Annotated in this window: 8 protein-coding genes; 3 read left to right on the forward strand and 5 right to left on the reverse strand. The window is 64.4% G+C overall.

Annotation, left to right across the window (positions count from 1 at the left end):
* Nucleotides 1-232 precede the first annotated feature (232 nt).
* Nucleotides 233-2776: a hypothetical protein gene (locus tag ACP2YP_RS17220; RefSeq protein WP_426425516.1), complete on the forward strand. Its 2544-nt coding sequence runs from the start codon at nt 233-235 to the stop codon at nt 2774-2776.
* An 87-nt stretch (nt 2777-2863) separates the two neighbouring features.
* Here ACP2YP_RS17220 and ACP2YP_RS17225 read toward each other — a convergent pair whose 3' ends face one another.
* The 4 genes from ACP2YP_RS17225 to ACP2YP_RS17240 form a co-directional block, all read right to left on the reverse strand.
* The gene (locus tag ACP2YP_RS17225) at nt 2864-4339 is read right to left on the reverse strand and encodes an FAD-binding oxidoreductase (RefSeq protein ID WP_426425517.1); all 1476 of its coding nucleotides are present in this window, start codon (nt 4337-4339) and stop codon (nt 2864-2866) included.
* Between the two features lie 1045 nt (nt 4340-5384).
* Nucleotides 5385-6680 carry an MFS transporter gene (locus tag ACP2YP_RS17230; RefSeq protein WP_426425518.1) on the reverse strand — a complete coding sequence of 432 codons (1296 nt, stop codon included), beginning with the start codon at nt 6678-6680 and terminating at the stop codon, nt 5385-5387.
* A gap of 112 nt (nt 6681-6792) precedes the next feature.
* Nucleotides 6793-7989 carry an acetyl-CoA C-acyltransferase gene (locus tag ACP2YP_RS17235; protein WP_426425519.1) on the reverse strand — a complete coding sequence of 399 codons (1197 nt, stop codon included), beginning with the start codon at nt 7987-7989 and terminating at the stop codon, nt 6793-6795.
* Nucleotides 7990-8120: 131 nt separating this feature from the next.
* A complete protein-coding gene (locus ACP2YP_RS17240; RefSeq protein WP_426425520.1) occupies nt 8121-8891 on the reverse strand; it encodes an enoyl-CoA hydratase in 771 nt (256 codons plus the stop codon).
* A 152-nt stretch (nt 8892-9043) separates the two neighbouring features.
* Here ACP2YP_RS17240 and ACP2YP_RS17245 point away from each other — a divergent pair, with 152 nt between their 5' ends.
* Together ACP2YP_RS17245 and ACP2YP_RS17250 are read left to right on the forward strand one after the other, a co-directional pair.
* Nucleotides 9044-9583 (forward strand): PaaI family thioesterase, encoded by a 540-nt coding sequence (locus ACP2YP_RS17245; RefSeq protein ID WP_426425521.1) that lies wholly within the window; start codon nt 9044-9046, stop codon nt 9581-9583.
* Between the two features lie 59 nt (nt 9584-9642).
* The gene (locus ACP2YP_RS17250; protein ID WP_426425523.1) at nt 9643-10263 is read left to right on the forward strand and encodes a TetR/AcrR family transcriptional regulator; all 621 of its coding nucleotides are present in this window, start codon (nt 9643-9645) and stop codon (nt 10261-10263) included.
* Nucleotides 10264-10370: 107 nt separating this feature from the next.
* Here ACP2YP_RS17250 and ACP2YP_RS17255 read toward each other — a convergent pair whose 3' ends face one another.
* A complete protein-coding gene (locus tag ACP2YP_RS17255) occupies nt 10371-11279 on the reverse strand; it encodes a LysR family transcriptional regulator (protein WP_426425524.1) in 909 nt (302 codons plus the stop codon).
* Nucleotides 11280-11346 lie beyond the last annotated feature (67 nt).

The raw sequence follows: 11346 nt of genomic DNA on the forward strand, positions 1-11346 counted from the left end.
GACATATTCCCCGACAGTCTCGCTGTGACCGGTCCAGATCGTCGGCCGGTTGTGCGAAACCTCAACGCGGGCAGCTCTGCATCACATATCATTTATCGTAGTGTTACATAGCGTGACTTATTGTGTCACCGCGAGAGTCCAGCACTAGCCTAGTCAGCCCGATCGACACCTTCCGACGTGCATGCGTCGGGGGAACGGCTTGCCATGGCCTTGTTTAAAAGCGGAGGGAACGGTGAACAGATTTCTGAATCACACTTCGTCATTGCACAATCGGCTATTCGGAGCGGCGGCGATTGCCGCGACAATGTTCTGGCTGACGCCGGCGAGTGCCGAGGAGCATGAGCACAAATCCTGCCGCCTCGGATCTCCGGGACACGAGGTCAAGCACGTTATCTATCTCCAGTTCGACAATGTGCACCTCACGCGGGACAACCCCAGCGTTCCCTCCGATCTTGAGCAGATGCCGCACCTCTACAATTTCCTGAAGGACAACGGCACGCTCCTGAACAAGCACTACACCGTGCTGATCTCGCATACGACCGCCGGCATCACGAGCTCGTTGACGGGCCTTTATCCCGACCGGATGGGGCTCACGGTCACCAACTCCTACGACTATTACAACCCCGCCACCGGCGTTCCGACCTTCACGTCGGCGTTCAAGTATTGGACCGCTCCCGTCGCCTCGCCGGTCGACCCCCACCCGAACATGATCACGACCGGCGGCAAGAACACGCCCGCCCCGTGGGTGACCTACACCCGGGCCGGGTGCGACGTCGGCTACGTCCCGACCGCGAATGCCGTGCTCGAGAACGCTGTGGCCGGCGCGTTCAAGGCCGGTCCGACCGATCTCTTTGCCGCGGCCAAGGCCGGCGACACCAAGATCGACCTGTTCAGCAATAGGGGTTTTAACGTCGGGGACACGATCGTCATCGATCAGGGCGCCAATCAGGAGACCGCCACGATCGACCATTTTTCCGGCTTCTTCACGTTCCTGACGAGCCCGCTCACCAAGGACCACGCGCAGAACGTAAGTGTCTGGGAACCCGCTGCAGATCCGATCAACCGCACCGGGGACATCACGACGATCTTCGGCGCCAACTCGTCCGAGTGGCTCGAAGCGCTCGACTCGCAGGAAGCGCCATTCGGCTCGGCCGCGGCGGCGAAGGCGACGACCGACTTCGTCGGCATTGCAGTGCACTGCGGCAATGGCGGGTCAAGCCTCTGCGCCACCGCTCCCACCGCGCGGCCCGATCTGCTGCCGGACGAGCCGGGCGGGTATCAGAATTTCCGCGCTCTGTTCGGAGCGAAGTATGTCAACCCGGTGATCACGCATGGCTCGCCGTCGGTGAATGACATCAACGGCGCACCGATTACCGACCAGTTCGGGCATCCGGGCTTCCCGGGCTTCGACGGGATGTCGGCGGCGATCACCTTGGGCTATGTGGCCCAGATGCAGGAGGCCGGCGTTCCGGTGACCTACGCCTACATCTCCGACCTCCACGATAACCACGCTGGCGGCGGTGCCTATGGACCCGGCGAGGCCGACTATGTCGCGGCGCTGAAGACCTATGATGACGCGTTCGCGAAGTTCTTCGACCGGCTCGCCGCGGCCGGCATCAACAAGAGCAACACCTTGTTTATCGTCACGGCAGACGAGAACGATCACTTCGCCGGCCAGCAGGCGCAAAACTGCAACGGTGTGACGACCCCGTGTATCTACAACACGGCCTCTGGCAACCCGCGCCATGGCCGGTTCGACTTGACCAACAGCGGCCAGGACGTCTCGACCTGGACCGGACCCGTGACCTGGCCACCGTCTTCGGCGAACGGGCCGCTCGTCGGCGAGGTCGGCTACAACATGTCGTGGCTGCTTGGCGCAACCATCGGCGGTACCGGCTACGACATCTCGTTTGACTCGGCGCCGAGCTTCTACATCTACGGCCAGCCGCAGGCGTTCGATGCCAGCGGGCACGTTGTCGTCAACCCGGTCCTGCGCGCCTTCGAGAAGGCAGCGGCGGGCCTGAAGGCGTTCGATCCCTACGTCGACGCGACGCAGCTGACGCCGGTTGCGAACTACCTCGTGGACGGGCCGACCCTGAAGGCGCTGCACATGATCAACGCCGATCCGCAGCGGACCATGTCGTTCACGATGTTCTCAAAGCCGGATTTCTACTTCCAGACGTCCAGCCCCTGCCCGGGAAAGAGCCAAGGCTGTTTGAACGACGCCTTTGCCTGGATTCACGGCGACTACTCGAACGATATCGGCCAGACGTGGCTCGGAATGGCCGGCCCCGGCGTGAAGAACGGCGCGATCGACGACACGACCTGGACCGATCACACGGACATCGTCCCGACAGTGAATACTCTGCTCGGGCTGAGGCCGGATTATCAGGCGGACGGGCGCGTGATCACACAGATCCTCCATCCGTCGGTGGCGAGGGGCGGGAACGACGAGATGTTTGCGAAGCTGGGTGACGTCTACAAGCAACTCAATGCACCCTACGGCGCGTTCGCCCACGCGCTGATTGTCGCCTCGACGGCCGCGATCAAGGCGGACGATGCGACCTACCTGTCCACCGAGCAGAAGATCCAGGCGTTGACCACACAGCGCGACGCACTTGCCCAGCAGATGAAAGACGTGCTCGACCCGCAACCGATCGGGGAAGGCCGCGGCGAGCACGACGAAGCCCGCTTCGGCCCCAATGGGCACTCCGGGCAGCTGATCGGGGAAGGTCTCAAGCTGCTCGCTGCGGCGCAGTCGCTGGCCGGTCTGTAAGCATCAACACGGCACAGAGGGCTCGAACTCGCGGCACGCGCGCAGTTCGAGCCCTCGATCCTCGAACCGCGCGGCGCCACCGGCCAATCACACCCGCAGCACCTTGCCGGGATTCATGATGTTCTGCGGATCGAGCGCGCGCTTGATCGTGCGCATGATGTCGAGCTCGGTCTTCGAGCGGTAATGGCTGAGCTCGTCGAGCTTTTCGATGCCGATGCCATGCTCGGCCGAGATCGAGCCGCCCATGGAGGTGATGAGGTCGTTCACGGCGCGCGTGATCGCGGCCGTGTATTGGTTCAGCGTCTGCTGATCCATGCCAACAGGCCCCATGAACGAAAAATGCAGATTGCCGTCGCCGATATGCCCCAGAGGATAGGGGCGAATGCTCGGGAGAATGTCGAGCACGGCCTTGAGCCCGTTATCGATGAACTCGGGAATCCTGGAGATCGCCACCGACACATCGTAGCTGATCCCCGGTCCCTCGGCGCGGGAGGCCTCGGCCATGGCTTCCCGGATGCGCCACATGTTGCGCGATTGACTGACGGTCTGCGCGATCACCGCGTCGAGCACGCGACCGGCCTCGAGCTGGTCGGCGAGAAACTGCTCCATCTTCTCGGACATGCCATCGGCCCCGTCCTGCCGTGGGCGCGAGGACGACCATTCCAGCAGCAGGTACCACGGCGTATCCGCCTTGAGCGGATCCTGGACGCCGGGAATGTGGCGCATCACGAGGTCGACGGCCGCGCGGCTCAGCAGCTCGCAGGACCCGACATTGTCCTCGGATGCCGCATGCGCTTCGGACAGGATCTCCAGCGCCGCGCGCGGATCGCGAACCGCCAGCCACGCCGTGCAGACGTCCTTCGGCGCCGGCCATAGCTTGAGGACGGCCTTGGTGATGATGCCGAGCGTCCCCTCGGCCCCCATGAAGAGGTGCTTGAGGTCGTAGCCGGTGTTGTCCTTCTTGAGCGCACGCAATCCGTTCCAGACGTCGCCGTTGGGCAACACGACCTCGAGCCCGAGCACGAGGTTGCGCGCGTTGCCATAGCGCAGCACCTGCACGCCGCCGGCGTTGGTCGAGAGGTTGCCGCCGATCATGCAGGAGCCCTGGGCGCCAAGGCTCAACGGCAAGAACCTGTCGTGTTCAGCCGCGATCTCTTGCAGCGTCTGCAAAACGCAGCCGGTCTCGACCGTCATCGCATAGCCGACGGGATCGACGTCCAGCACGCGGTTCATGCGGCCGAGCGACAGCACGATGCCGGTGTGCGCAGGCCAGGGCGTGGCGCCGCCCATCAGCCCGGTGTTGCCGCCCTGTGGCACGATCGCGACGCCGTGTTCATGGCAAAGCCGCACCACCTTCGAGACTTCCTCGGTGCTGCCAGGACGCACCACGGCGCCGGCACCGCCAACCAGGAGGCCCCGCCAGTCGGTGACGAACGGCTGCTTGTCGTGCTCGTCCTCGATAAATCCCTTCTCGCCCACGATCGCGCGCAACGCGTCGCGTAGCTCGGCGGTCAAAGGCGTGGTCGGAATGGCGGGTACGGGCGACGGGAAGGCAGTCGGCATTTTGTTTCCCCTGGCGCATCTTGGTGTGCACTGCGCGCGCGAAGCGCTTGGGCCGTATTGTCCACGTTTGGGCCGCGAAGTCTAACGGCAAATCTTGCGAGAGCGGGAACTGGAGGCCTCGGGGAGAATGCAATCGATACCGGAAGACGTCGGGCGAAACACCGTGTCAATCCCTCCGTAGAAAAATATTCCTATTTACCGAAATTCGGATATGGCGCATATTGTGACCATCCCGCCCGCCGCAAGGGGCGTTTCGCGATCGTCACGAGACGCGGGCAGGGAGGCGGTGGCCGCGACGGCGTCGGCGCGCATTTCAAGCTGCAGGGCGGAACTCCTTCAAGGGGGGTGCCGTGAGCAGGGCGAGCGCGGCACGACACGGCGCTGACAGCGTCTTCGTTCGGCTTCGATGGCGAGCGCACGCCAGTCATCGGAGCGGGGAGCGGGGATGTGCGCGGACGGCAAAATCGTGTGGTCCTGACGCCCGGGGTCTGTGCGTCAAGTCTTGTGGTGATGTGTGTTGTCCAACCGGGCCGTACATCAGCCATCCGCAAGGCGACGGGGGCAATAGTGCATCGCTCCCCGGGGAGAGCGCGACATAAGCCGTAAACCATTCGCGCAGGGAAGGCCGGGCGTTCCGGCGTCACCTGTCGTCCACCCCGTGCGCGTCTTTTTTGCACACGGGACTGCGGGTGCCAGCCGGCGCCCGGCCTTCACTGCGCCCTTGTTCCAAAAGGGTGCGAAGATGAGAGCAAAGCTCGGGCGAAATGAGTCGCGAGAATGCGAAGGTGTGCCTGCAGGCTGAAGCGCGACTTGATCGAACGCGAGGATGCGTCAAACACCGTCATTGCGAGCGCAGCGAAGCAATCCAGGTTGCCACCGCGGAGGGACTCTGGATTGCTTCGCTTCGCTCGCAATGACGACCCGGAGGCAGCCGCATGCCACTCGCGATTGCTACGCTCGCAACGTCGAGGTGGATAGAGCTATGCGCGCTCGGTCTCCCGATGCACGTCGTGCGTCATGAGTCCTATGGTGCTGCAGCGGGGTACTAGGCCATCGCGGGTTTCGGTTGCGGCTTTGGTTGCCGTGACAGCGCCAGCACGATCAGCGAGGCGAACACGCAGAGCGCACCGGCCACGAAGAAGGCGGGCAGGTAGCTCTGGAGCAGCGTCCGCGACAGGCCTGCGCCGAAGGCGGCCGTGCCGGCGCCGAGCTGGTGGCCGGCGAAGATCCAGCCGAACACCAGATTGGCGCGTTCGGGCCCGAATTTTTGCGCGGTCAGCCGCACCGTCGGCGGCACGGTCGCGATCCAGTCGAGGCCGTAGAACATCGCAAAGATCGACAGGCCATAGAACGAGAAATCGCTGAAGGGCAGGAAGATCAGCGAGAGCCCGCGCAGGCCGTAATACCAGAACAGCAGGAGGCGATTGTCATAACGGTCCGACAGCCAGCCCGACATGATGGTGCCGAAGAAGTCGAAGATGCCCATCGCCGCCAGCAGGCTCGCCGCCTGCACCTGTGGGATGCCGAAATCGAGGCACATCGGGATCAGGTGCACCTGCACGAGCCCGTTGGTCGAGGCGCCGCAGACGAAGAACGTCGCAAACAGGATCCAGAACGCGCTCGACTTCGAGGCGTCGCGCAGCGTGCCGAGCGCCACGGCGGTGATCGGGCCATGGTTCACGGGCGGGGCGGGCAGGGGCTCGGAGCCATCGTCGCCGAACGGACGCAGGCCGAGATCGCTCGGGCGGTCGCGCATGATGAGCAAGACTGCTGCTGCAGAAACGCCGAGCATGATGCAGACGAAGCCGAGTGCGAGCCGCCAGCCGAAGCGCTCGGTCAGGCTTGCCAGCAGCGGCAGGAACACGAGCTGGCCGGTGGCGACGCTCGCGGTCAGGATGCCGATGACGAGGCCGCGCCGCGCCGCAAACCAGCGCGTCGCGATGGTGGCGCCGAGCACCAGCGCGGTCATGCCGGTGCCGATGCCGATCACCACGCCCCACAACGCCACGAGCTGCCAGACCTGGGTCATGCCGAGCGAGAGCACCAGCGCCGAGACGACGATGAGCTGCGCGGTCAGCGTGACATTGCGCAGGCCGTAGCGGTTGAGGAGGGCGGCGGCGAACGGCGCCATCAGCCCGAACAGGATGAAGCGGATCGAGAGCGCGGAGGAGATCTCAGCCGTGCTCCAGCCGAACTCCTTCTGGAGCGGAACGATGAACACGCCGGGCGCGCCGACCGTGCCGGCGCTGATCAGCGCGGCGAAGAAGGTCACGCCCACCATCACCCAGCCGTAGTGGATGTTGCGACGGCCGAGCGCGGCCGAAAGCCAGTTCGAGATCATTGCCCCTCAATCCAGTTTGGCGGGTTTTGGGTGACCCGCGTCATTGTTGCAGTCTGGCATAAGACCCGAAAGTCTAAAATGCCAGACTTCCCTCAATTTCGGCCACCTGCCGTCAGTGCGCGAGACGCTCCACCGCGATCGCCGTAGCCTCGCCGCCGCCGATGCAGAGCGCCGCGACGCCGCGCTTGAGGTTGTTGGCCTCGAGCGCATGCAGCAGCGTCACGATCAGCCGCGCGCCAGTCGCACCGATCGGATGGCCGAGCGCGCAGGCGCCGCCGTTGATGTTGAGTTTGTCGCGGGGAATGCCGAGATCGCGCTGCGCCGCCATCGCCACCACGGCGAAGGCTTCGTTGATCTCGAACAGGTCGACATCACCTGCGCTCCAGCCGACCTTGTCGAGCAGCTTGCGGATCGCCGGGATCGGCGCGGTGGTGAACCATTGCGGCTCCTGGCTATGGGTGGCGTGGCCTTTGATCTCGGCGATGACAGGAAGGCCGTTGCGATCGGCGAGCGAACGTTTCGTCAGCACCAGTGCGGCGGCACCGTCGGCGTTGGCGGAGGAGGCGGCCGGCGTGATGGTGCCATTGGCGCGGAACGCCGGCTTCAAGCCGGGGATCTTGGCCGGATCGACCTTCAGCGGATGTTCGTCACTGGCGATCACGCGGGGGCCTGCCTTCTCGGTCAGTGTGATCGGCGCGATCTCGGCCTTGAAGGCGCCGCCCTCGACCGCCTTGCGCGCGCGGCTCAGCGTTTCCATAGCGTAGGCGTCCTGGTCCTTGCGGGTGAACTGATAGGCCTCCGCCGTGGCCTCGCCGAAATCGCCCATGGAGCGGCCGGTCTCGTAAGCGTCTTCGAGCCCGTCCATCATCATATGGTCGATGATGCGGTCATGCCCAGCGCGATAGCCGCCGCGCGCCTTCGCCAGCAGATAGGGCGCGTTGCTCATGCTCTCCATGCCGCCGGAGACGACGATCTCGGCCGAGCCGGCGCGGATGATGTCGTGCGCCAGCATGGTCGCCTTCATGCCGGAGCCGCAAACCTTGTTGACGGTGGTCGCACCGGTCGCGTCAGGGAGACCCGCGCTACGTGCCGCCTGGCGCGCCGGTGCCTGGCCCTGGCCGGCGGGCAGCACGCAGCCCATGAACACCTCGTCGACCTTCTCGGGCGCAAGCTTGGCGCGTTCCAGCGCCGCGCCGATGACGTGCGATCCAAGCTTATGCGCGGCAAGCGGCGAGAGCTCGCCCATGAAGCGGCCGAGCGGGGTGCGGGCGGCGGAGACGATGACAACGGGATCGGAGGCTTCAGCCATGATAAGACTCCCTGGCGATGACGGGTGAGATTATGACCATCATATGATGCGGCGCAAAAAATGCAACCGCGCCGGCATGAGAAAATGTCGTGGTTCGGATGAGAATTGGTCGTTCGATTGGAGGAGGAGGCCTACCGCTTCCGGTTCACAAACGCCTGCATCAGTCGCGTCGGCTCGTCCGTCAAAAATGACTCGCCGAACACCTTGACGCTGAGATTGACCGACTCAGTCAGCGGCAGTTCCTCCCATTGCCGCAGCAGCGCCTTCTGCGACCGCAGCGCCTCCGGGCCGCATTCCAGCAGCGCGTTCACGAGGTGCTCGATCTCGGCATCCAGTCCGCCGGCCGGCGCGATCTTGTCGATCAGGCCCCAGCTCAGCGCCGTCGGCGCGTCGATATTCTCCGCGGTCATCACCAGCCAGCGCGCGCGGGCCCAGCCGATCAGGCGCGGCAGCAGCGCGGCATGGATGACCGAGGGAATGCCGACGCGGACCTCGGGCATGCCGAAATGCGCATCATGCGCGGCGATGCGGAAGTCGCAGGCGGCGGCGACTTCGAGCCCGCCGCCGAGGCACCAGCCGGGCATGCGCGCGATCACGGGGGTAGGGAATTGGCGTACGGCTTCGCAGAGATCGCGCAGGCGGCTGATGAAGGCCTCGGCCGATGTCTGGTCGAGCTTCGCCATCTCCTTGATGTCGGCGCCGCCGATCATGCTCTTCTCGCTCTGCCCGCGCAGCACCACGATTCGAATGCTGCGGTCGGAGGCGAGTTGTTGCAGGCCTTCGCGGACCGCATCGGTCACGGGCGAGCCCAGAATATTCAGCGAGCCGGCATTGCAGATCGCAACATCAACGACGCCGCGCGGATCACGGGTGACGCCGCAGTGGTTGTTGAGCATTTCCATCGGGGATCTCGGAGGTTTCGTGGACATGCGCAATGCGCGCGCGTCGGCATTACTTCCGGGCCGAAATGCCTAACTTGTCAAGCGGGTGTGATCCGAGTTGCCAGCGCGAAGTCCGCAGCATAGTATGATTCGTATCATACCAAGGGGCAGCCATGACCGAACCCGCTCAACTCGACCTGTTTTCACCCGCGCTGCGACGCGAGCGCTTGGTGGACTGGCAGGTGCCTGCGCCGGTTGCGAAGGTGGCGATGGGCCTGTCGGGCATTGATGCCATGCTGGGGATCCGCGACGGTCGGCTACCGCCGCCGCCCTTCGCAAAGCTGATCGGCTTCGTCATGGCCGTGGTCGAGCCCGGCCGGATCGTGATGGAACTGGAGCCGCGCGAAGACCTCGAAAATACCATCGGCCTTCTGCATGGGGCGACTGCCGCCGCGCTCCTCGACACCGCCATGGGGTGCGCGATTTCGACCAAACTGGAGGCCGGGCAGGGGTCTGTGACTCTGGACCTGAAAATGACCTTCCTGCGTCCGCTCTCGGTCCGGTCGAGGCTGATCTCGGCCGAAGGCAAGATCATCAAGCTGGGGCGCCAGACCAGCTACACCGAAGGCTTCGTGCGCGACGGCAAGGGGGCCCTCGCAGTCCATGCAACTGCAACCTTTTCCATGATCGGCAACAATTTTACCGGGAATTAGTGCGCCGCCGGACCGATATCCGTGTTATGAGATGACTTCCGACATTTAATGAGAGCCGCATGCGCTATTCCCGGGAACACAAGCAGGAAACCCACGATCGCATCGTGAAGAAGGCGTCCGTGCGGCTGCGCGAAAAGGGGGCCCACGGAATCGGCGTCGCCGACCTTATGAAGGAGGCCGGCCTGACCCATGGCGGGTTCTACGCGCATTTCGATTCCCGCGAGGCGCTGGTGATCGAGGCCTTTGCCTACGCCATGGACCGCTCAATGGAGCACTGGCGCAAGCAGTCCGATCAGGTCGCGCCCGAGAAGCGATTCACCCAGATCGTCGAGACCTATCTCTCGACGTTGCATCGCGACAATCCGGGCCATGGCTGCTCGATCCCTGCGCTTGGCGCCGAAATCGCGCGCGAGAGCCCGAAGACGCGCAAGGCCTTTGCCGGCAAGCTCGACGAGATGGTCGAGATGATGACCGACTTCATCCCGAACCTGCCGCGCAAGTCTGCGCGGAAGCAGGCGATCGCGACGCTGGCGACGATGGCGGGCACCATGCTGCTGGCGCGCATTGCAGGCTCGAGCGAGCTCTCGGACGAGGTGCTGAAAGCCGGCAAGGACAGCGCGCTCGATGGCGCGCGGCGCGAGCCGAAGGTGACGGCTGCGAAGAAGGCGAAGCAGAATTAGGTGTCGTAGGGTGGGCAAAGGCGCGCATGCGCCGTGCCCACCACTTCTCCACGTTCGCGGTCGAGATGGTGGGCACGCTTCGCTTTGCCCACCCTACGAGAGCGCGTCTATCGCCCCGCAAACAACGCCCGCTCGCGCTCCACGATCTCGCCGATGTAATCCGCGACCGCGCGGATCCGCGCGAGATCCTTGCTGTCGGCGTGCATCAGCATCCAGAACGTCCGTGTGATCGAGACCTCCTCCGGCAGCACGGCGACGAGCTGCGGATAGTCGCTCGCCATGAAGTGAGGCAACACCGCGATGCCGAAGCCTGCAAGCGTGGCGTTGAGCTGGGCGATCAGATTGGCGCTGCGCAAGCGCGCTGAAATGCGCGGCGACACCTGAGGCAGATAGTCGAGCTCGGGTGTGAACAGCAGTTCCTCGATGTAGCCGACGAAGCGGTGCTGTGGCAGCACCTCACGCGAGGTGATCTTTGGGAAGCGGTCGAGATAAGCGGGGGCGGCATAAAGCCCGAGGCGATAATCGAGCAGCTTGCGGCCGACGATGCGGCCTTCCTTCGGCATCGTCAGGCTGATCGCGATATCCGCCTCGCGCTTGGAGAGACTGAACAGCCGCGCGGTGGCCACAAGTTGCAGATCTAGATCAGGATAGCGGTCGGCGAAGGGCGCCAGCCGCGGTGCCAGGAAAGCAGTGCCGAACCCGTCGGGCGCGCCGATCCGCACCGTGCCGGTCAGCCGCGCCACGGAGCCGCCGACCTGCTCCTGGTTGGCGACGATGGTGGATTCCATGGCTTCGGCGCTGTCGGCGACGCGCTGGCCGGCCTCGGTGAGGAGGTAGCCGGTTTTGCGCCGGTCAAACAGCTTGGCCGAAAGGTGCTTCTCCAGCCGGTCGACGCGGCGGATCACCGTGGCATGGTCGACGCCAAGCTGTTTTGCCGCAGCCGAGACCGAGCCGCCCCGCACGATGGCCAGCACGAAGCGGAAGTCATCCCAATCGATAGCGCCTTGATCCAGCATTTTCGCACATCTATGGTGCATTATCTCAGACTTGAATCCTATAAAATGCAGGTCGATAGGATTTGTC

This window comes from Bradyrhizobium genosp. A, from assembly GCF_049949275.1.
GTDB lineage: Bacteria > Pseudomonadota > Alphaproteobacteria > Rhizobiales > Xanthobacteraceae > Bradyrhizobium.